Genomic DNA, 22,802 nt, shown 5'->3' on the forward strand with positions numbered 1-22,802 from the left:
AAACTGTCATCTAAACCTGTTTAGCTTGTGCCCAAATAGACCTTCTCTACACGTTATGCCGAAATATTTTGCTTATTACCGCAAGCCTTTCTTATTGTTAGCAACTTTCTGCGCGCTCTCATTATGGCTATTTATTCGCTTAGGGCAGATCAAATCCCTTCATGAATGGAATTGGGTTGATATTTTAGGCGAAGGTGGAGCGACTGTTTTTATCGGAATCTGGATCTTTTTTATTGTCAAAAGCCGTCCTTTGGGTCGAGTCACCCATTATATGTTTTATGGACTGTGCTTTATTTTCTTCCATATGTGGATGGATACTTTGGATGAGTTTATCCGCTTACCCAAAGAAATCATTTGGGATGCTTGGCTAGAATCCATCCCCTTTCCGATTGGTCTATGTTTACTGACCACAGGGATCTATTTCTGGCATCAAGAAGAGCTTGCCATATCCAAACAGATGCAAAAGCGTGAGCGTGTCTATAGGGACCATCGTTTATTCGATGCGCTTACTCCCTTAGCTGATGCCAACTATTTTAAGGCTCAACTTAAATCAATCATGGAACAAGATGACATCGTTAAAAGTGATGTAACCGTGCTCTTGATCGATATGCAGAATTTCAACCAAATTAACCAGCTATACGGCTTTGATGAGGGTACTTCTGTCCTACAGTATATTTCTCAATTATTGAGCCTAAATTTGCGTCCACATGATTTACTTTGCCGCTTTGCTGGGGATCGCTTTATCGTATTATTGCCCAATACCACAGCACAACAAGCTGAAAATATTGCCCATCAATTAGAACGTATGATCATAACCAATGCCTATTATCATCGCGATTTGTCTGTCCATATTCCCCTAAAAGCATTAACCACCTCCTGTTCAATTCAACACTATGATCAACCACAACAATTACTCAATGCCTTAAATCAACAACTCATGCAGTTGAAAAAGCATTATGCAGTACAACGGGTAAGCGTATGAGTTTTGAATGCGACTACTCTTTTATTCCTGCCCATCATCAGCTATCAATATTGATTGATTTGGCGGCTAGTCATGAAGTTGACCATCATGTGTTACTTCGCGGTAGTGGGCTTTTTATTGAAGATATTTTTTCTGGTCATAAGCTGATAAATCAGCAACAATTCCAGCACATCCTTAAAAATGCTGAACAGTACTTTCGTAATCAGGATATCAGCTTCTTATTTGGTCAGCGCAGTTTAACCACTCCATTCAATGATGCAATTAAAGCCATGCTTTATTCATCGACCTTAGATGATGCCTTGAATCGCTATTTAACTTTTTTTGCTTCAGTTTCGCCCTGGCTCTGTCCTCGTATCATGTATAGCTCGAACCAGATCCATCTCTATTGGCTAGACGAAAACAAAATTGAAAATCGCTTTTTTATTGAAAGTGCAATGAGTGCAATACAGGCCTTAAGCAGACAGTTGTATCAAAGCAAGTTACCTTGGACCTTTGAGTTTAACTTTAATGAGCCAGACTATATTGAGCAATATTGGACGCACCTTGGCGGAGACCTGACCTTTAACCGTCCAATGAATATGATGAGCTTACCTAGCCATTTTATTCATGAACCATTGCCTGGTGCCTCAGCAACGCTTGCGACCATCAGTCATCAGCAGGCTTTGCAATACATGAGTGCTCAGCATCTCCAACAGAGCTTTTTACTGGGTGTGCATCAGTATCTGATGCAGAATATTCAAAGTAATATCCAACTTGAACACACGGCAGAACATTTTCAAATGAGTTCTGCGACATTGAAACGTAAACTAAAGAAACACCAAACCCATTTCCAAGCACAACTGGATCAAAGCCGGTTACACACAGCCATACACTTATATCGTGTACACGGCTTTAAAACTGAACAGATTTCTCAATACTTGCAGATTAATGACACTACTAATTTTCGTCGGGCCTTTAAACGTTGGAGTGGCTTAACGGTACAAGCAGCGCAATCTTAGTCCTTTAGCTTTAACTGAACATCTCTTCTTTACTTCGTAAAATAGTCAAAAACGCGTCCTCTTTATCGATGATTCAACAGGATCAACTCTAAAACATATCAAAATGAAGAATGACCGATCCACTTTAATCACTAAAATCGGAATAATCTCGGTCACTATATTTTTCAGTCTGTATCCACGGTGTTGAAATTGGTGATTTCATTTTATGTACTGAAAATACCTTTGAATAACCTTGCGCAGGACGTCGTAACTCATAGCGTTCTACAATCTGATCTTTTTCATTCCATACGATATTCAAGGTTTGACCTGCTTGATGCATTTGATAATGCTGAACACCAGCATGACTTTGAATAGCTGGAACGTGCTTTAATAAGTCAGGCTGAATTAAGCTATATTCGCAACGCCAGCAACTACGCATGCCCAGCATTTCTTGCTCTACATCCTGCAAACGCACTCGCATTTTTTCATCAGGCAAGATATAGAAACGTTGAAAAGCCTCATCTTTGGTTTTCATTTCACTTGGCTTATCTTTTTGTAGCCATTGAATCGCATGATCAAAGCTTTGATGCTCATGCTCTCCTGCTTCAGTATGTGCATGTTCTTGAGTATTTAAACGCTCAATCCAAACATTATGTTCGTCGCGAATCATCTTATCGCTATATTGTTGAATCGTGGTCACACCATTGCTATCAAGCCGCTCAATGCGGTAATTAATGCGATATTCATCTGCTGACCACGCCAATGAACTCAGGGCATACAAAGAGAATGCAATGAGTGAACTTTGCGGCTTAAACAACTGTTGTAGCATTGTCTTCATTTAAAATCCAAACGCTTTTTTTAACTGTTCGAAGACCCAGGTATTTTCATGTGTCCCTTTGAATAGATTCGAGTTTTGGCCTTCTGCAAAAAGCATCACATCACCGCCCCCATGCGTTTCGCTTTTCTCCAACTGCACACCCACTTCTTGCTTATAGTCATCCGCAAAAGCTTGCTCATTACTGATGCTTTCACGAATATCTAACCGTGATCCTGTACCATTGCCAAACACCAATGTGGTGCCTGTAGCACCATTCACATCACGATAAGGATTATGCATCTGACCATCAGCCAGCACTTTGCTGTAGCCATTTTGCTCTTTTGCGACGTTGTAATCATAGCTGAGACCTAAAATCCCAGGATTGTCTGCTGTACTGCGCCCTGTACGTGCAGCATAACCATTGAAGGTCATGACATGATCATGGTCTGCGGTCACTACAATTAAAGTATTGCTGAGATCCACCTGATGGAACGCTGTCTGGATAGCATCATTAAAAGCCTTGGCTTCTTGTAAGGCACGTTTGGCATTATTGCCATGTAAGGCATGATCAATACGTCCGCCCTCAACCATTAAGAAATAGCCTTGCCCTTGGTTTTGCGCTTCTAGGGCATCAATTGCCTTACTGGTCATTATCGCCAAACTGGGCTCAGTATCGATCTGTTTCTTTAAGCGATCTAGGTCATAATTTAAATGCGACTGAGCAGAAAACACCGCAAAAATTTTCTGATTATTGACTGTCTGAGCAAGTTCATTCTGGGTTAATGCTATTTGATAGCCCTGTTGTTTTAACTCTGCTCGTAAATCCCGACCGTCCAAACGACCTTTAGGGTTAGCTACAGCATCAAACGCTGTCCAATGATTTAAGCCGCCCCCCATCAGCACATTAATCCCATCTAACAACTTTGGGTTATAGCCCTTGCCTTTGGGAACAGCTTGTAGGGCAATATCATACTGCGCATCACGATGGCAGATATGCGCATAGGTTGCAGCAGGGGTCGCATGGGTCAGTTCTGTCGTTGTCACCACCCCGACCGCTTTACCTTTACTTTTAGCCAACTCCAAGATAGATAATGCAGGCGTCCCTGCTGCCACACTACTCCCTTGCTCAGGACATCGGTTTACAGCTTTGGCCAGGCTTTTTCCATTCGGAAGTGATCCATCTTCAGGCTCAACGGCTACCGTACCCGTCGACATGGCTATCACTTCATTTTTATTCTTTTGCCCTGTCATATAAGCACCCATAGAAGGCGCACTATCTGTGGTTTGACCATCCTCAGAATAGGTCTTAATCCGGGCCGCATGCTTCATCGTATCCATAGCCAGTTTGCCATTTTCTCCTACAGCATAAATCCGACTTGCTGTTACCGTAGTAGGTCCCATACCATCACCTAAAAAGAAAATGATATTTTTTGTTGGACTAAAATCTGAATGATTTTCAGCACATACACCGCATGAGGTGATTGCAGTAGTTAAAAGCGTCAACAGGTAAGGGAAAGTTTTTAATGTACTGTTCATTGGATATCCCTCTACTTATAAGCCTGTGATCTTGCGAATCAGATGGTTCACTTCAACATTCTCTAAGCTACCCGAGAATTGCTCGGCTCCCTGCCCTATGGCACCTAAGAAAACATCAGCCCCACCATGTGTTTCTTTATCTTTAAAACCTGTCTGAATCACGGCTTCTTGCTGGAAGTCATCTGCAGCAGCACCCGTACACCAGCCTGTTTCACTCAAAGTATAAGTAAAACTATATTTCTCACCTTGTTTAGGTTGTGGACCCTGTACTGGATGACAGATATCACTGTCTTTCAAATTGATTACTAGGTCATCCATCCGATTTTGAGTCGGACGCTTTTTGCCCGTACCAAAACCAATAATCGGATAAGGTTGTCCATGAATATCTTTGGCAAAACCCGCACGATCATAGTTTTTAACCAAACCTAGTACACTGGTTTCCTGACCTTGTACATATTTTCCAGTACGCTTGGCATAGCCATTTAAAATTAGAGTGTGATCATGATCTGCAGTTATTACAATCAAGGTATTTTTTAACTCAGGATCACTTTCACGAAGTTTTTTAATGGTTGCATCCAAAGCCTCATTTAGGGCAATCGTATCCTGTAATGCACGCTTAGCATTGGTGTCATGTAAAGCATGGTCTATACGCCCCCCTTCAACCATCAGGAAAAAACCATTTTTATTTTGGGTTAGAATGTCCAAAGCGGCCAACGTCATTTGCTTTAAGCTAGGTTCAGGCAAGTTTTTTTTGGTTCGATCTAAGTCATAATTTAAATGGCTAGTATTAAACAAACCCAATAATTTTTCGTTCTTTCCTAACTTCATCTGGGAGAGTTGAGTTTGATCATAGACCACTCGATAGCCTGCTTGTTGCATTTCTGCGATCAAATTCCGTTGGTCTATCCGTTCTCCCCCTTGATCTTTCGGCAGAAATTGACGCTTACCCCCCCCTAGAATCACATCAACCCCATCTTTTAATTTGACGTTATAACGCTGATAGGTATCACCTTGCGAACTTGGTACTAATTGGGATGCTATGTCATTTTCAGCATCACGATGACAAATATGGGCATAAGTCGATGCTGGTGTAGCATGCGTAATGCGCGTTGTTGTGACTACCCCTGTACCCCAACCTCGTGCTTTGGCCAATTCGAGTAAAGTTTGGGTGTCTTGTTTATTCTGGTTCTGAGGATTGGTTCCACATTGATGATTTCCGGCCTGATTTGGTTCTACTGCAATTGTTCCAGTCTGCATGGATATCACTTCATTTTTCATTTTTACACCTGTCATATAGGCACCCATCGATGGTGCGCTATCTGTAACCTGTGCATCTTCTGAGAAAGTACGAACAAATGCTGACTCTGGCAATTGATCTATCGGCAGTTGGCCATCTTCACCAACAGCATAAATTCGTGCAGCTGTCAGTGTCGTGATACCCATTCCATCTCCCAAGAAAAAAACCACACGTTGAGGCTGTTTTAGTGGTTGTACTGCAGCAGAAGTTGATTGAATTAAAGCAAGACTTTGGCAACCCGTTAAAATAACTACACCTAAACTACAGCATGCCAAACTTATTGATTGTTTATTAAATTTTTTCTTATACCAAGGCATTGTATCGACTCATCTTAGGATGGTCGAAAAATACGCTTTAAATATTCAATTTACATGACAAATTTATGAAAATATTATTATGACTACTTATATAAATTTTCCTAATTGCAAAAAATAGTGTAGCAAGTTGCTACACTATTTTTTTACTTTATTTTTCTAACATTCGTTTTAGGAAAGCTTCTAATTCTAGTAAATTTTGATCATCAAATTGTCCTATTTTTAAAGATACCTTTAATGTATTATGGTCAAATTTGATATTACCAGCAACTTTCCCATCATATTCAATTTTATGTACAATTGAAGTTTGAATTACTTCTTTCGTTTCTCTTGACTTAAAGATTTTTTCAGCTAGTGATGCCAGTTTTGTCTGTTCAACTTCTTTTTTAAGCAATTTTGACCATGCTTCGAATAATGCTTCTTTAGCATTTTCATGGTTTTCTTCATGATCTGATAGAAACTTTTTCACTGCTGTAGCAGCGGTCCGTGCTAATAATGACGGCTGTTTTTCCAAATCTTCAATCAACTCTCCAGGTAATTTTTCAAAAGATAAATATTTATACATATCTTCACGATTCATACCTAATGACTTTGCTAACTTCTGCTTATTTTTTTTTAATTTTTCATCCAAAGAAGTTAATCCAACATATATTTCATAATCTGTCAGATCTTCTCGCTTTAAATTTTCAGCTAATGTTAATAAAGCAACTTCTTCATCCGATGCATCAATAATGATTACTTCAATGGTGTTCTTATTGAGAAATTGGTGGGCTTTCAATCGTCTTTCACCAGCAATCAACTCATATTTATCATTTATTCTACGAACTGCAATTGGTTGTAATAGCCCAATTTCCTCAATTGATGCTGCTAAATCTTCAATATCTTGTTGATTAAAGAGTTTTCGAGGCTGGTTAGGGCTAGCCTGAATATCTGTAATTTGTACATTACGTCTTAGCTCTTTGACATCGTTAATATGCTCCTTTTGGGCATGTTGATGCTTTTGAGTATTTTGCTGAAGACGTTTAGCCAATAGCTCTTTATTACTTGCCATAGTATTTCCAGAATTATATTATCCGACACGCTGAACAATTTCTTGTGCTAAAGTTTCAAAAGCTTTTCGAACTTTTGAGTTTTTATCAACAGATAATAAAGGTTGTTGCAAAATTGCAGCTTGATTAACCTTAGTGCTCATTGGAATTGTGGTATGCAATAATTCTCCAACTTGATTAAATGCTTCATCTTTTATTAATTTACATACATTCTGACGCTCATCATGTTTAATTAATAAAGCACCTAAGAGTTCTAATTCAGGGTTAACTCTTCTAATTTTACTTAAATGATTAATTAAATCAGTAACACCATAGAGACCGTATTGTGAACCAGATTCAATTGGAACAATAACATGTGTCGAAGCGGCTAAAGCATTGCTGGTTAGTAATTTTAAGCTTGGAGGGCAATCAATAAGAATGTAGTCATATAATCCTTCTAGAATTTCCAATTTATTTGAAAGTTCCTCGGATGGTCTTGGTGCATCATCTTTCAATTGATCTTCAGTTTTACCAAGAGTTAATGAGCCATATATTAAGGAAACATTTTTAAATTTTGTTTCTTCTTCTAATGCTTCCGATAATAGACTTATATCACCAATAAGTAATTCAGCTGATGTAGTTTCAACTTCGCTAGGGTGTTTTAATCCTATATGTAAACTTGCATTTGCTTGTGGATCCAGATCAATTACTAAGACCTTATTTCCTAATTCAGCAAGTTCTGAAGCAAGATGTACTACAGTAGTTGTTTTCCCGCAACCACCTTTATGATTAGCTACAGCAATGATTTTAGTTGACATATTTGTCTTAAGGAATTTACTTTGATTTCATTTAATATAAAGATATTTGTAGCAAGTTGCTACATTTCCTTTGTCATATTTTTATCTTTTGAATTCAAAAGATGTGGGAAAAACATTTCTTAACTTTTTTTTAAAATATAGCTAGCTAATTTTAATTAGTATTAATTAATATTAATTAGTTAATTATAATTAGACAGATTTTATTTGTTTAAAAACAAATATATAGAGTTTTTAAAGTGGAAGGCGTGTCACTAATAAGTGGAAAGCCTGTCATTGATAAGTGGAAGGCCTGTCACTGATAAGTGGAAGGTTTGTCACTAATAAGTGGAAGGTCTGTCACCGATAAGTGGAAGGTTTGTCACTATGGTGGAAGACTTGTCATTGTGATTTATTTTAACGTGGATTTTTTAATTTAAAGTAATATAATTCAATTACTTATAATGTTGATAAGTTTGTTTTTCTTAAAATAAAGGTGGAAGACTTGTCATTAGATGTTTTTTATTCTGTGGATAAACTATTTGTATAAAATTTAATTGATAACATGATGTTTGATAGTCAAGAATACCGGAATGGTGGAAGGTTTGTCATTTTAATAGTGGAATATGTGTTGAGTAATTCCACTTTAGTGGTGTTGTAGGCTATTCCTACTTTCAAATTGATTGCTTTAACGACGCGGATGAATTATCAAAGGTGGAAGAATTGTCACTTAAAAGTGTTTAATTTTATATTTATTCCACTATAAGGCTGAATAGTATCAAAATTGCACTTTAATAGTGACACTTCTTCCACTCTTAAGGTGTTTGATGGGCATAAACTGAGTTAATTTAATGTAAGCAAGAGAAAATAGTGAGCGGTTTGCATCTTCTTCCACTTTTGTGTATAACATGTAGAAAATATTTTAATCTTTCCACTTATGAGCAATCACAACGAACCAGAAGAATTAGAACATCTACCTTATTGTATTGGTAATATTCGACATAATGGAGTAGTCAGCACTAGTAACCGTCTGATTAGACCAATTGAATTATCATCTAATGAGTATAAAGCTCTACTTTATGCAATGGCTGTTGCGAATTATGGTGAGAAGAATAATCAAGATCGTGAAATTACAGAGCAAACTTATATTTATTTGCATAAAGATGATTTAGGCGAACTATTAGGATTAGATAAAAAGAATTCCATTAATGTTGCTATTGATCGTATTTATAAAGAATTATCATCACGAGTAGCTCATTTTGTAATTGAAGAGCCCGTGGATGATAATAAGCGTAAAGTTAAAAAAGTACACTCAGTAGTACCAATTATTCGTGAACTCCGTTGGGAAGATGATGCTAAAAATGCTTTGCAGATACGTTTCACCAGTGAAGTACTTCCATATTTTACTCGTTTAGCAAATGGAAATTTTACGACCTATCAATTAAAAGATTTATTTGCTTTGGACTCTGTAACTAGTATGAGTTTGTATTCATACTTTATCAAAAATGAATTTAAGTATGCTAATCAAGATTCTTATGAGGTTGAACTTTCACTTGAGAATATCAAAGCATTAATTGATATTGGGGAGAAAAAATACGATCGTTGGGTTGATTTTAGACGATACGTTTTAGATAAAATTATTGAAGAAATTAATGAAAGGACTAGTCTTCAATTAGAATACGATACCATCAAGAAAGGTCGACCTATTGTCGGAGTTCGATTTAAAATTCTTAATAGGCATGCCACTGAAGTTGTTGTATCTAATACTAATGATAAGACTCAAATCTATTTAGATGTCAATTTTGATGATAATGCGCTTGTTAAAGAATTAGGTGCGAAGTTCGATATGACCGTAAGGTCTTGGTACATCTATGCAAACGACCCAAATTATAAACAGTTTAGTAAGTGGTTTAAGACAGAAGGGTGCTTAACTGAATCTCAAGCAAATGTGATAGTGAATGATATTATGTTCCAAATGGATTTTGCTGTAGCTGGCAGTTCAATGAGTGAATTTAAGAAAGAAATGAAATATAAATTAAAAAATAATCCAAATTTTGTAAAAGAAAATAGAAAACGATTGAATGAAATATTTGGAAAAGACGTTATATGACTGTGTAGCAACTTGCTACACTTTTCACTATAAGGTGTAAAATAAGCTGGATATCAGTTTACGTCATATTTTGATAGCTAAATAATAGACCTATGAACTAATTATTCATCCATTAAGGTAGAACATGAAAACTAATCATTACATTCCTAACCACACACTTACGAAGACAGATCAAGGTTATGTTGTTAATTTTATCGTTGAACAAAATAAACCGATACCTGTATTTGAGAATATGTCACTTGAACAGGCATGCCAGGCAATGCTTATACAGGAACAGATCTTGTTACAACCTACAGATGATGAGCATCTTATTATTTATAAGGCAGATGATCAACAAGAAACCATGTTATATAAATCCTTTGATGATGCTCTGATTGCCTTTAATACAATGATGCAGGTCTATATAAAAGGTTATCTCTATCTTTCAAGTATTTTACTTTTTGCTAAGAATGTTGATAACCAATACTCTGCGCCTGAAATGAATGAGCTATTTGAAGAAGCGGCTAAGATGTATCCGCAAAATTTAAAAGAAATAATGGAATTGAAGCAGTCTTCTCTAGAGCATTTAAAAATACTAGAAGAAAATAAATGAGCAGAATATAACATTATAGGGTAGGGGTTTAATACACGCCTATCCCATTATGATTTTCAAATAATAACCGTAGATGAAAGTAAAGATCGCTAGCTTAAATAGATTTCTATGAATCGAACGTATAAGCATACCCTAAAGTTACACTATAAAAGTTCAAATATTCATGTATCATTTAAATAATTTTTAATCATAAGTAACATGTAACTTTGAAATTATAAATTTATTGTTTACGATATTATTCATTTTTCTTCAAATTGGATGTGAAAAATTGAAAGGTCACAAAATAGGCTATGTCCGAGTCAGTTCAGTTGAGCAAAACACAGGTCGTCAACTCGAGGGCATTGAACTGGACAGAATTTTTGTTGACCGTGCTTCAGGTAAAAATACTGATCGACCAAAATTTCAAGAAATGTTGAACTATGTTCGAGAAGGGGACAGAGTTGTTGTGCATTCCATGGATCGTTTTGCGCGAAGTTTGAAAGATTTGGTCACTGAAGTTGATCAACTTGTCAAAAGGGGAATTGCTATTCAGTTTGTCAAAGAAAATATTACATTCACAGCTCAATCTACACCTATGGATAATTCTATGTTGCAACTGATGGGAGCTTTCGCACAGTTTGAACGTGAAATCATTTTAGAGCGACAAAAGGAAGGAATTAGACTAGCTTCTTTGCAAGGAAAATATAAAGGCCGTGTACATAAATTGAAACCTGAGCAAGCTGAAACTTTGAGAGCAGAATGGAAGGCAGGGAAGTACCCTTCAAAAATGGCATTAGGTCAGGCATATGGTATGAGTCGTCAAGCGGTATATCGCTATTTGAAGGTTGGTGATGAACATCAATTGATGTAGAACTGTTGTAAAAAGTCATTGATGATATGTTGCTGAATACTCTTTTAGCTCAAGGTATCTTTAATATGAGCTAATCAAATACGTGGAACCTTGCTCAATAAATAAACGTGGAACGTGAAAAATCATAAAAAAAGCCCAGTCATGGGCGACAGGGCTATAAACAGAGAACTATAGTATTGATTTAAAAGAGTAGTTATAACACATTACGTATAACGTGCATTATGTTAATTTTAGGAAATCTTACAAATAACTATCGTTTCCATTCAATAGTACTTGATCTAATGAATAAATAATATTCCCATGTATATCATTAGCTCTAGCTGTATTTTCAAAGATATTAGCTATATTTTCCTTGAACTCTACTAACGTCTTAACATTGTTTAATAATGCAAACCGAACAGCTCCCAAACTCCTAGAGGTTCCATAAATCATAATTTGACTATATAACGCCAGAACTGGCTTTGAAAAATCAACTATCCTAAATCCAGAATGAGCTGAGTTATTTCGAAAAATTCGAATCTTATCTACATCTTCAATTAATTTTTTCTTCCAAAAATCATATCTAGGATGATCAGATATACTGGCTAGAAAGGGTTCAGATATTTCTAACCTTTTTTTATTATTAGGAAATCCCATTAAAAAACATATGTTTGAAGAAATATTATCAGACTCTCCCTCTTTTAATAATGCTTCTAACGTAAACCAATTAAATAATATCTTTAACTGACTATTATTTTCATGTCTACCATGTCTAGCCCAATGTAAAGCTCTTAAATATCTTTGACTTAGCTCACAATCTAAACCAAGAATATAGTTAATATCATCCATCCTCTGAATATTTCCATGGGACATAACAAAAGATGTTGATGGGTTAAATCCCCACCTTTTAACAGGATGTAGTTCACCTGAAGCTAAATTTTTAGCAAATCCGATCTCTGAAACATCAACATTGGAAATATGAAATTTACTGGCGCTCAAATCCAGAATTGTAGAGAACCGATCAGCAGCTATGCTTAGAGCCTCTAGCACTGTTTCAGAGGAAACAATCGTACAAATCCTTGCCGCATAAGTGTATTTATCAAACTGCAATCTATGATCATCAGCTGATTCTTTTAATGCAGTAAGTTCTTTATCTGAATCAACTGAAGCAGGTCTCAATTCTACATCACCATAAATGATGGTATTCGGTAAAGTAAAACTATTAGACTCTAAAACCCTAACTATAAGAAAATTAAACATTTTTATACATCACTAATAAATCTCTTAAATTCTCTAAAACTATATTTCTAATCAATCTATCCATTTGATCAGTAAAGCGAATCTTATTTTTTATGGCATATTTATGAAACATTACGGTAATTTCATAATCATGAGTATTCCAAACAACTTCCGAAATAGTTTCTATGTGATTGCGTTCTAAGCAACTGTTTGATAATAAAAACTTAGAACTTTCTCTAATTCTCGGAATATTATTGACTGAATAATAATATTGCAATCTATACCACTCCAATTCGAAATCATTTTTTCTATTCAAATACAATAGCTTATCATATTTAATTACACTCTGATTATCAAAAAGAGTTATCGCTAATTTATAGCCCAAACAAATAGAAATTATATTTCCACTATGAGTTTTTTCTAACTGGTCTAAATAAAATCTTGCTTCTAGAAAACGCCCTTTAGATATGAAGAACGTAATTAATTTTGTTAAATTTTTCGCATAATTTTTACTATTTAAGTCAGTAATTAAGTATTTGTGAAAAATATTTTCTAGACAGGGTTCCAAAGTAAATCCTTAAAAAAATTTCTGCTATATATGTATTACATGAAAAGTAAGAGTTTTTATAATTCAATCGGTTATTTGCCTATATTTTAGGCAATAAAAAACCCGCATAGGCGGGTTTTTTAAGATATCGTATGTCTACGGGGGGAGGCAAGCCAACAAAATCCCATAGCTAGTGCATTCAATATAAGGTTTATATGCATATATGTCAAATCAGAAAATAATAGACGCTGTAACCATCGTTATTTCACCTGCAAGAATTTCAACCTATGAAAATGCTACTGGTGGAAAGAAACCTGACAATTTAGAAGCCTTAAATTTATATGCTTGGAATGCAGATATTTCAGGTGCCTTACTTATTCCTTTGCATGTATGTGAAATTGCTATTCGGAATACTGTATCCAGAGCAATTGAAAATATTTATGGAGATAGATGGCCCTGGTCTTCAGGTTTTGAACGAAGCTTACCTAATCCTACTCGCGGTTTTAGCCCTAAAAAAGACCTCATAAATGCTCGATTAAATCAGCGAACAACAGGAAAAGTTATTCCTGAGCTGAAATTCGCATTTTGGCAAAGTATTTTCACAAGCAGACATGATCAGCGTTTCTGGAATCCATATCTCACTGATCTATTTCCCAATATGAATACATCGGTAAGTATCCAAGATAGAAGAAAGCTAATTTATGATGAATTAGAGCAAATTAGACGCTTGCGTAACCGCATTGCACATCACGAACCAATTTTTACACGCAATTTATCTGATGATTACCAAAAAATATTATCTTTAGTTAGCTATCGCTGTACTACAACTGCCACATGGCTTGATGAATATCAAAGAGCTACGGAAATTATTGCGAAAAAACCATAATTATTCAGTTTATATCTGAAAAATGGGCACGGCTAAAAAGAGAAAAGTATGTTTAAAGATTTATATGAAAAAATCCAAAGTTGTTGTGGATATGTGACAGTTTTTGAAGGTGATGAAGTTATAAGTGAAGGTACTTGTTTTAGCTTTACTGATACAGGCGAAGTTATTACTGCTGCACATGTAGTAACTGGTAGGATGCCTATAAAAACAGAAGATTACACTCATCCACAGCAAAGAATTTTGATAAAGTTTCCCGAGTTGCCTTTAGTTGAATATGCAGTATCTTTTTGCTCATTTGGAATTAATGTTCCTTCTTTTAAGGAGATAATACAACTAGATATAGCTGCATTACGTCCCAAAAAAGAACAACCATTTAAATTTCCTTTTCTACCAGCAAGTATTAATTCAGTAAATTTAGGTCAGAGTGTCTTCATTGCTGGCTACTCAGATGAGCTTTCTATCCCATTTTCTATTGAAAAAATTATTGATCCAAAATCATTTGGTGCAGATAATTTTATTAAAGCAATTAGAGAAGAAGGATACTTAGCAGATATGACAGGCCCAATAATTAAACAAGGCTATGTTGGAAATATTCGTCGTATTATTGCTGATGATAGTTCTCTAAATATAAAAATAGAAACTGACATTTTTTATATAGATAATGGAATACATAGTGGTGCAAGTGGAGGACCTATTGTCAATGAAGAAGGACTTGCTCTAGGGGTGTTAACACAACGTGCAATAACTCCAGCACATCAATCAAAGGATTCCGCATTAAAAGTCCCATCAGGTTCATCAATAGGAATTTCATTACAAATTCTAAAAACTGTTAATGAACTTATTCAAAGAAATAATGCAACCTAGAATATATAAATGATAAAAATGCCTGTAATTTAGGCATTTTTAGCTCTTATTTAACATAAAATCTCATCTACGAAATACAGCAGCAGCAAAGTGTGAGTGAATGAAACAATTGCAGTAGCACCTATACGCTCGATTCTCTCAACGTTGAAATGAGTAAATCATGCAAATAACTTACAGCTTTTGACTCTAAAGATGTTCTACTACGATAAACTGCGACTGGCATTGGCTTCAATGGTCCTAGCCCATGTTCAGAGCCTAGAATTTTCAAATGGGGAGGTACACTACAGCGTGTGAATGCAGCTACAGCTAATCCACTTTCAACAGCAGCAATTTGTCCAGCCAAACTAGAACTGTTGTAAACAACCCGATAAGATTTTCCTTGTAGGGCTAAAGATTGTATAGCGTTGCGTTTGGCTAAACTGGTGTCTTCATATACTGCAATCTGTAAAGGACTTGTTTTCCAAGTTTCAAACTGAGGGGAACCGACCCATACGAGAGGTTCATAAAATAATAATGTTCCTTGGCGTGAATTTTCTCGAGTGACTAAAGCTAAATCCAAATCCCCAGATTCAACACGAGGAATCAGTGAGGTAGATTGCTCACAATTCAGTTCAATTTCAACCTTGTGATGCAAGGCAGCAAATTTCTTTAAGGCTGGGGTTAAGTAGGTTGAGGCATAGTCATCCGGAACACCCAAGCGGATCCGCCCACTTAATTCCGCATGATGAAAAGACATTTGTATTTCATTATGCAAATTCATCATTCTTCTGGCATAACCTAAAAGCAATTCACCTTGTGGCGTAAGTTGAAGCTGTCTACTTGATCGTGTCATCAACTCACATTGCAGGGCTTGTTCTAATTTTTTAAGCTGCATACTGACCGCCGATTGAGAGCGATTTAAATCAGGTGCTGCACCTGAAAGCGAACCTTTATCAACCACAGCTAAGAAACACTTTAACCAATCAATTTGAAGATCTCTCATTAATCTATTCCATATAAATTTCGAAAATCGAATAATAGCCAACTGATTTATTCGCTTTTATAAAATAAATTAAAGCATAAAATAGAGTTTTCTTCTCATCCGATAACTTTTTTAAGTTTTTTATGTCAAGGATCTGCTGTGTCAAAAATAGACCAAGAACTGAGTGAATTGAACAGTACGCTTATATGGCAAGGATTTAAAAGTCTGCTGCCGATTTCCATCTTTGTCGCCATTTTTGGTGCTGCATTTGGATTAGCTGCAATTCAGACGGGATTAGATCCTCTAACTATCATTTCGATGAGTGCATTGGTATTCGCTGAGGCCGCACAATTTGCCACATTGGAATTATGGGGACAAAGTATTTCTTTAATCCCTTTGCTTGTGACGGTTTTCTTTATCAATGCACGACATATTTTAATGGGTGCTTCTTTATATCCTTGGCTGAAACATGTATCTCCACTCAAACGATATAGCATTCTCTTGGTGATCTCTGATGCAAATTGGGCATTCTCACAGCAGGCATTTCAACAACAGAAACCAGGGCTTGGAATTTTATTTGGTGGGGGACTGGCCCTTTGGATATTCTGGATTATAGGCACCTGTTTGGGTTTATATTTTGGCAGTGCCATTAAAAACCCAAGTCAGTTTGGCTTAGATATGGTGATGGCTTGTTTTCTGCTGACGATGGTGATTGGTGGAAAGAAAGATTTAAGAATGATATGTATATGGGCTGCTGCAGCAATAAGTTCATTACTTGCTTATTGGTACTTGCCTGAAAACGCGCATGTTGTGGTTGGTGCTTTAGTCGGTGGCATCGTTGGCCTAGTATTCAAGGACGAACAGGCATGAATTTACAGATCAGTACAGAATCAGTAGGTCTAATTATTTGCATTATGGTCTTAGTAACATTAGCTACCCGTTGGGGTGGTGTGTTCATCATGTCCTTCATCCCCATTAATGATCGTATACAACGTTTTATCAGTGCGATGTCAGCTTCTGTCTTAGTTGCTCTCCTAGCACCTATTGCAATTCAAGGTGATCTTGGTGCTCGATGTGCATTATTAGCGACAGCTATCGCAGCACTTCTATTGAAGAAGCCTCTACTCGCTATAGCAATTGGCATTATCACAGCTGCCGTTTTCCGACAATTTTATTAATAAGCCTCCTCCATTTAATATATGGGGCGTTGCAATAAATTAACTTATATATTTATATAAATATTAATTGGTTAATTATTTTATCCAGTCATAAGATGCAAAAAAGCCGACTTTGAAACAAGTCGGCTTTTTGTTCAGTGAATCTGGAAATTTCAGCCAACGAAATTGATTAAAAAAAGATCAAATTTTAACTTTTTCCTGATAACTCAACACTTCATTTGCTTAAATTATCCACAATTTCTGCGGATAAACCTTGGGGTAAGTTTTGAGCAATCTTGTAAGCCAAGGCTGACATGAATTAGGGAGCATTGCATCTGTGTCACCTTTGAGTTTTTTCATATGATGGGGACATAGAGAACAGGATGTTCCAACACATAAAACAATAATGATAAGTGCAACACCAGGACGTGAGGTACGACAGGAGTTATACCTAAACATCCAATACGAAAAAGCCCGACAGGATGTCGGGCTTCTTCATTATCTGAATAATTTCTACGAATCTGTATTATATTTATTGTCGAAAATTAAACCTGATATAAATTTAACATTTTATTTTTATAATAATAACCCAGATAGTAAAAGCTACTTAAGCCTTTAGTTCCCATAATTAAACCTGTATGGTGTTTCATCAGAAACATACTAGCGAGGGTAAGATGCATAGTTTTTCTGTACAAGAACTGGATCAGTTAATTGAAAATGATTTAAAAGCCAATAAAAAATCCAGTAAGTTATTGATCGGGTATAAATTATTTTACGATTTAATGCATGATCCTAAATTCCATGCAGAAGTGATCGATTCCGCTCTCAGTGCCACCAAAAGAAAATATAAGAACCTCAAAATAAAAATCACCACAGATGAATATCAACTTCACTTTGAATAGTCCAAAAAAAAGAGAGCGATTTACTCTCTTTTTTATGATCAATCTTTAAGTGTAAGCAACATCCTTAAAATATTTCTTTCTAAGTCATAAAGGAACGCTGACCAGACTGATTAAGACAGGAACTTCAAGTGAGAATAAGCAATTAATTAGAAAAAAATGCACCATATTAATGCAAAATTAAGCCAATTGTGCCTTTTCAAAAATAAAAAGTGGTACTCGCCTTTTTTTCATAAAAACGACACATTAAAGCCATTGGAAGTATGCATACGGAAATGTTGCTTGACTTATTCGATTAACTCTCAATGGAGAGAGATGAGATTAGGAGAGTAACTAAATTTAAGAAGATATATTCTAGTTCAAATCTTTATGTATTGAGCGATTGGATGTCTTCGTGTATTAAGGAAAATGGCTATGGCTTCTCATCAAAATGGTGCTAATTCTCCAAATCAGACCTTAAATAATGGGTTGAAATCAAGACATATGGCTATGATTTCAATTGCGGGAGTGATTGGTGCCACCCTATTTATAGGTTCTGGAAATGTAATTTATTCAGCAGGACCAGCTGCAATATTAGTTTATGGATTGGGAGGAATTTTAGTCTTTTGCATCATGCGAATGCTTGGTGAAATGGCGGTTCTTAATCCTGATAGTGGGTCATTTTCTACTTACGCTGATAGAGCAATCGGTCGTTGGGCGGGATTTAGTATAGGTTGGTTGTATTGGTGTGCTTGGGCTCTAATTATGGGGTGGGAAGCTTATGTAGCAGGTAAGATTCTGAATAGTTGGTTCCCCATAATACCAATTTGGGGATATATGTTAGCTGTAATTATATCCTTGGTTATTATTAATCTTCAAAATGTTAAGAACTATGGAGAATTTGAATTTTGGTTTGCTTTGATTAAAGTAATTGCAATTGTCATATTTTTGATAATTGGCAGCTTGGCAATTATGCATTTATGGCCATGGGGAAATTCTTCAGCAAGTGGTTTTACCAACTTAACAGCACATGGTTTCATGCCTAATGGATTCGCTGCGGTAATTACTGGGATTCTTGGGGTAATTTTCTCGTACACAGGTGCTGAAATTGTTTCAGTTGCCGCTGCAGAATCACAGAACCCTGGAAAGGAAGTTAGGAAAGCTTCTAACTCTGTAATTTGGCGTATCATGCTTTTTTATGTTGGCTCGATGTTTGTCGCAGTATGCTTGATTCCACACGATAATATTTTATTAAAAGATCCAACTTGGGGCACATATAGTGTGACTCTTACAGAACTTGGCATTCCAGAAGCACGCCATATTGTGAATTTTGTAGTACTTACTTCTGTATGTAGTTGTTTTAACTCCGGGCTATATACTTGTTCCCGAATGATTTTTTCACTTTCAAAACGTGGTGATGCACCTAAAGTTTTTAGTGCTCTGAATAAAAAGGGTAGTCCAAGTATGGGTGTATTGGCTTCATGCTTATTTTCTATACTTGCTGTAATTTTAACAGCTACAAACAGTATGAATGTTTATGACGTTTTCATGCTTGTAACTGGGACTACTATACTATACGCGTATTTAGCTATTGCATTTTCTCAATTGAGAATGCGTAAAAAGCTAGAAGCTGAGGGAGTTAAAGTTGAGTTTAAAGTATGGCTGTTTCCTTGGTTGACTTACGGTGTGATTTTTACAATTATTGCAGCTATTGTTGGTATGATAATTGAGGGAACGTATTTCCAAGAAGTTGTGTATACAACCGTGCTGGCCTTTTTTATTGTTCTTATAGGTATGTTTCTTCAATTTACTGATAGTAAAAAACAAAGAAGCCAAATATCAGACGTCAAAAGATCTTATTGAAGTTACTGTAAGTAGATTTACAAAAAATATAGAAAGAGCCCAAATTAATTTGGGCTCTTTTATTCTAGAATATAGAAACATAATAATTATGAGTTTGACCTTAATTAATAGTTGCTATACCTTCCTCACGTAAACATTGTAATAATATTCCAAAAGCAACCAATGTATCTTTCTCACTTACGCAAGCAAAACCTAAAAGTAATCCTTTGTGTGCAGTTGTTTGAGAGTACATATAATATTGTGAGAGAGGGCGAAGATAGATACCATGCTTTTTCGCATTAATAGAGACAGCAACATCATCACAAGCATTTGGTAATTTTAGTACTAAATGTAGGCCAGCTGCATCGTTGTATTCATGTACGAATTCTTTTCCTAAGTAACGATGAATAAGACTAATTAAAAATTCTCTTCTTTTCCCATAAAGCAAACGCATACGTCGAATATGTGCTTCATAATGACCTTCACGTATAAACTCAGCAAGAGCTTTCTGTTCTATTAAATGCCCACCTCTATATAATTCTGTAGATAAAATATGTAATGGAAGAAACAAAGACTTAGGAACAACTATATAGCCAATACGAAGTGAAGGATAAATAGTTTTACTAAAAGTTCCCATATATATGACAGGTGAGTCTTTTTCTAGACCTTGAAGAGAGGGGTAAGGTTGTCCAGAGAATCTGAACTCACTGTCATAATCATCTTCGACAATCCAACTATTGTTTTTTCGTGCGATTTGAATTAATTTTTTTCGTCTATCTAGACTCAAATGTGATCCAAGTGGATATTGATGAGATGGCGTTATAAAAATTAGTTTTGGTGATTGCTCTGGATTTTCTATAGGGATAATTCCCTCCGAATCAACAGGTATTGGTTTTATATCTAAACCATTTATACGTAAAATATTTCGTATACCCCAGTATGCCGGTTCTTCGATCCAAACAGGATCGTTCATATCACAAAGTGTTCTAGATAGTAGATCTATTGCTTGATGAATACCTTCAGTAATAATTATTTGGTCTACATCGCATTTAACCGAACGAGTAACACGTAAATAATCTACTAATGCACTACGAAGCTCAAAACATCCACCGATTTGACTATAAAGGAATTGATCGATATCGGGTGTTTTAATAAGTTTGGCTTGAATTTGGCTAAATATGTGATGGGGGAATTCAGTAACATCAGGCGTCCCTGGAAAAAAGGCCCCCCATTGTTGGGTTGGTGCTGATGCAAATTCTAAAAGATTAAAACCACGTTGTGATAAAGAAAATGATGATTGAACTTTTCGTGTAATTTCACATTGATTGAACTCAGCAGTACTCAAATATGATTCAGGTATGTTCTCTACCACTAAAGTACCATGACCAATTCTAGTTTCTAAATAGCCTTCTGCTCTTAATTGTTCATAGGCAGCTAAAATAGTATTTCTGGATATATTTAGTTCATTTGCTAAGTCACGTGAAGCTGGTAATCTAGTTTTAGGCTGAATTACACCCTCAATAATTGCTTTTCGTAAACATCTGCATAACCTTTGATGGAGTTTTCCATTGGTATCTTGATGAAGTGTAAGTAGTAAATAATCGCCGAATAAGTTACGCAATTTGTTTCCTCCTTGATCTAAATTGGACTTAATGGGAGGTAAAAGAAAAGGGAAGCTCTAGTAGCTCAAGAGGTTTAAGAAGAAATAAAAGGATAAACTCAAATTCCATCCAGTGAATTCATACAAAAAGTTGGATAAATTAGAAATTTATTAATATGTTTGATTGGATTTTTTTTATTCGATTTTATGGGAAAGTTTGATCAGTGAATTAATCTGTATAATGGATGTATAAGCAGAATGTCTGATCTCTCATATGTAAATGAACAAAGTGATGCGTGGCAAACATATTTAGCGCAAATTGATCGTGTTGCACCATATTTAGAACATTTGGCTGATTTTATCGACACCTTAAAACGTCCTAAACGCGCACTTATTGTCGATGTGCCAATTGTGATGGATGATGGTTCAATTCAACACTTTGAAGGTTATCGTGTACAGCACAATTTGTCACGTGGCCCTGGTAAGGGTGGGGTGCGATATCATCCAAATGTTGATTTAAATGAAGTAATGGCATTGTCAGCTTGGATGACAATTAAAACTGCTGTACTCAATTTACCATTCGGCGGAGCAAAAGGTGGTATTCGAGTAGATCCACGTAAATTGTCTTCGCGGGAATTAGAACGCTTAACTCGTCGTTACACAACTGAAATTGCCCATATTATTGGCCCTCAAAAGGATATTCCTGCTCCTGATGTTGGTACTAATGCAAATATTATGGGTTGGATGATGGATACTTATTCATCTAATCAGGGATATACGATCACTGGAGTTGTTACTGGTAAACCTGTTCACTTAGGTGGTTCTTTAGGACGGGTAAAAGCAACGGGTCGTGGTGTATTCGTTACAGGTCGTGAAGTAGCTTTAAAGATTAATCTACCAATCGATGGTGCTAAGGTAGCTATTCAGGGTTTTGGTAATGTAGGTAGCGAAGCAGCTTTCTTATTTGTTGAATCAAAAGCAAAAGTAACCCATGTTCAAGATCACACTGGTACAATTTTCAATGCATATGGTATTGATCTTGAAGCATTACGTGATCATGTGAATATTCATCAAGGAGTGGCTGGATTTAAGGGTGCACAAAACATTGTTGATGAAGATTTCTGGACCGCTGAAGTAGATATTATTATCCCAGCGGCTTTAGAAGGTCAAATTACTGTTGAAAGAGCCTTGAATATTAAAGCAAAACTGATTTTAGAAGGTGCGAATGGTCCGACTTATCCAGCGGCAGAGGACATACTAGTTGAGCGTGGAATTATTGTAGTTCCAGATGTGGTGTGTAATGCTGGCGGTGTCACAGTAAGTTATTTTGAGTGGGTTCAGGATATGGCAAGCTACTTCTGGAGTGAAGAAGAAATTAATGAACGTTTGGATAAGTTGATGATTCAAGCAATTGAAGATGTTTGGCATACTGCCCATGCTAATTCTTGTACTTTGCGTACAGCAGCATACATTTTGGCGTGTGATCGGATTTTAAAAGCCCGAAAAGAACGTGGAATCTTTCCAGGCTAAATCGGTTAAACTGGTCATGCCC

Annotated in this window: 21 protein-coding genes; 12 read left to right on the forward strand and 9 right to left on the reverse strand. The window is 36.1% G+C overall.

Going from position 1 to position 22,802, the window contains the following annotated elements:
• The first annotated feature begins 55 nt into the window (after window positions 1-55).
• Window positions 56-982 (forward strand): diguanylate cyclase domain-containing protein, encoded by a 927-nt coding sequence (locus LVY74_RS14495; protein ID WP_237815649.1) that lies wholly within the window; start codon window positions 56-58, stop codon window positions 980-982.
• Window positions 979-1,980, forward strand: coding sequence for an AraC family transcriptional regulator ligand-binding domain-containing protein (locus LVY74_RS14500; RefSeq protein WP_237815650.1), 1,002 nt, complete (start codon window positions 979-981; stop codon window positions 1,978-1,980). The genes LVY74_RS14495 and LVY74_RS14500 overlap by 4 nt, the downstream gene beginning before the upstream one ends.
• A 124-nt stretch (window positions 1,981-2,104) precedes the next feature.
• Here the strand turns inward: LVY74_RS14500 and LVY74_RS14505 are convergent, their stop codons facing one another.
• The 5 genes from LVY74_RS14505 to LVY74_RS14525 all read right to left on the reverse strand — a co-directional run bounded on the left by LVY74_RS14505 (window position 2,105) and on the right by LVY74_RS14525 (window position 7,769).
• Entirely contained in the window at window positions 2,105-2,797 is a 693-nt protein-coding gene (locus tag LVY74_RS14505) for a hypothetical protein (protein WP_237815651.1), read from the reverse strand.
• On the reverse strand, window positions 2,798-4,312 hold the full coding sequence (locus LVY74_RS14510; RefSeq protein ID WP_237815652.1) for an alkaline phosphatase: 1,515 nt from the start codon (window positions 4,310-4,312) through the stop codon (window positions 2,798-2,800).
• A 15-nt stretch (window positions 4,313-4,327) separates the two neighbouring features.
• Window positions 4,328-5,926: an alkaline phosphatase gene (locus LVY74_RS14515; RefSeq protein ID WP_237815653.1), complete on the reverse strand. Its 1,599-nt coding sequence runs from the start codon at window positions 5,924-5,926 to the stop codon at window positions 4,328-4,330.
• Between the two features lie 148 nt (window positions 5,927-6,074).
• The gene (locus LVY74_RS14520; RefSeq protein WP_237815654.1) at window positions 6,075-6,974 is read right to left on the reverse strand and encodes a ParB/RepB/Spo0J family partition protein; all 900 of its coding nucleotides are present in this window, start codon (window positions 6,972-6,974) and stop codon (window positions 6,075-6,077) included.
• Between the two features lie 18 nt (window positions 6,975-6,992).
• Window positions 6,993-7,769: a ParA family protein gene (locus LVY74_RS14525; RefSeq protein WP_237815655.1), complete on the reverse strand. Its 777-nt coding sequence runs from the start codon at window positions 7,767-7,769 to the stop codon at window positions 6,993-6,995.
• A gap of 913 nt (window positions 7,770-8,682) precedes the next feature.
• Here LVY74_RS14525 and LVY74_RS14530 point away from each other — a divergent pair.
• From LVY74_RS14530 to LVY74_RS14540, 3 genes are all read left to right on the forward strand, one after another.
• On the forward strand, window positions 8,683-9,855 hold the full coding sequence (locus LVY74_RS14530; protein WP_000064928.1) for a replication initiation protein: 1,173 nt from the start codon (window positions 8,683-8,685) through the stop codon (window positions 9,853-9,855).
• 124 nt (window positions 9,856-9,979) lie between these two features.
• Window positions 9,980-10,447, forward strand: a complete 468-nt coding sequence (locus LVY74_RS14535) for a hypothetical protein (protein ID WP_237815656.1) — start codon at window positions 9,980-9,982, stop codon at window positions 10,445-10,447.
• A gap of 268 nt (window positions 10,448-10,715) precedes the next feature.
• On the forward strand, window positions 10,716-11,297 hold the full coding sequence (locus tag LVY74_RS14540) for a recombinase family protein (RefSeq protein WP_237815657.1): 582 nt from the start codon (window positions 10,716-10,718) through the stop codon (window positions 11,295-11,297).
• Window positions 11,298-11,537: 240 nt separating this feature from the next.
• On the opposite strand, the gene LVY74_RS14545 is transcribed toward LVY74_RS14540, so the two are convergent.
• Window positions 11,538-12,536: a HEPN domain-containing protein gene (locus LVY74_RS14545; RefSeq protein ID WP_004889728.1), complete on the reverse strand. Its 999-nt coding sequence runs from the start codon at window positions 12,534-12,536 to the stop codon at window positions 11,538-11,540.
• Window positions 12,529-13,083 (reverse strand): hypothetical protein, encoded by a 555-nt coding sequence (locus tag LVY74_RS14550; RefSeq protein ID WP_237815658.1) that lies wholly within the window; start codon window positions 13,081-13,083, stop codon window positions 12,529-12,531. Before LVY74_RS14550 ends, LVY74_RS14545 begins: the two co-directional genes overlap by 8 nt.
• Window positions 13,084-13,285: 202 nt before the next feature.
• Between LVY74_RS14550 and LVY74_RS14555 the strand changes: the two genes are divergently transcribed.
• Together LVY74_RS14555 and LVY74_RS14560 are read left to right on the forward strand one after the other, a co-directional pair.
• A complete protein-coding gene (locus LVY74_RS14555; RefSeq protein ID WP_237815659.1) occupies window positions 13,286-13,948 on the forward strand; it encodes a hypothetical protein in 663 nt (220 codons plus the stop codon).
• Between the two features lie 48 nt (window positions 13,949-13,996).
• Window positions 13,997-14,812, forward strand: a complete 816-nt coding sequence (locus tag LVY74_RS14560) for a S1 family peptidase (RefSeq protein WP_237815660.1) — start codon at window positions 13,997-13,999, stop codon at window positions 14,810-14,812.
• Window positions 14,813-14,933: 121 nt separating this feature from the next.
• Here the strand turns inward: LVY74_RS14560 and LVY74_RS14565 are convergent, their stop codons facing one another.
• The gene (locus tag LVY74_RS14565; protein ID WP_237815661.1) at window positions 14,934-15,794 is read right to left on the reverse strand and encodes a LysR family transcriptional regulator; all 861 of its coding nucleotides are present in this window, start codon (window positions 15,792-15,794) and stop codon (window positions 14,934-14,936) included.
• 138 nt (window positions 15,795-15,932) lie between these two features.
• Between LVY74_RS14565 and LVY74_RS14570 the strand changes: the two genes are divergently transcribed.
• The 4 genes from LVY74_RS14570 to LVY74_RS14585 all read left to right on the forward strand — a co-directional run bounded on the left by LVY74_RS14570 (window position 15,933) and on the right by LVY74_RS14585 (window position 19,671).
• Window positions 15,933-16,643, forward strand: coding sequence for an AzlC family ABC transporter permease (locus tag LVY74_RS14570; protein ID WP_237815662.1), 711 nt, complete (start codon window positions 15,933-15,935; stop codon window positions 16,641-16,643).
• Entirely contained in the window at window positions 16,640-16,951 is a 312-nt protein-coding gene (locus LVY74_RS14575; protein WP_237815663.1) for an AzlD family protein, read from the forward strand. Before LVY74_RS14570 ends, LVY74_RS14575 begins: the two co-directional genes overlap by 4 nt.
• 653 nt (window positions 16,952-17,604) lie before the next feature.
• Window positions 17,605-17,832: a hypothetical protein gene (locus tag LVY74_RS14580; protein WP_237815664.1), complete on the forward strand. Its 228-nt coding sequence runs from the start codon at window positions 17,605-17,607 to the stop codon at window positions 17,830-17,832.
• A 411-nt stretch (window positions 17,833-18,243) separates the two neighbouring features.
• Window positions 18,244-19,671: an amino acid permease gene (locus LVY74_RS14585; RefSeq protein WP_237815665.1), complete on the forward strand. Its 1,428-nt coding sequence runs from the start codon at window positions 18,244-18,246 to the stop codon at window positions 19,669-19,671.
• A gap of 100 nt (window positions 19,672-19,771) precedes the next feature.
• Here LVY74_RS14585 and pdxR read toward each other — a convergent pair whose 3' ends face one another.
• Entirely contained in the window at window positions 19,772-21,271 is a 1,500-nt protein-coding gene (pdxR, locus tag LVY74_RS14590) for a MocR-like pyridoxine biosynthesis transcription factor PdxR (RefSeq protein WP_237815666.1), read from the reverse strand.
• Window positions 21,272-21,508: 237 nt separating this feature from the next.
• Between pdxR and LVY74_RS14595 the strand changes: the two genes are divergently transcribed.
• Window positions 21,509-22,780 carry a Glu/Leu/Phe/Val family dehydrogenase gene (locus LVY74_RS14595; RefSeq protein WP_237815667.1) on the forward strand — a complete coding sequence of 424 codons (1,272 nt, stop codon included), beginning with the start codon at window positions 21,509-21,511 and terminating at the stop codon, window positions 22,778-22,780.
• Window positions 22,781-22,802: the final 22 nt, after the last annotated feature.

The organism is Acinetobacter sp. ME22, assembly GCF_022012315.1.
Classification (GTDB): Bacteria; Pseudomonadota; Gammaproteobacteria; order Pseudomonadales; family Moraxellaceae; genus Acinetobacter; species Acinetobacter brisouii_A.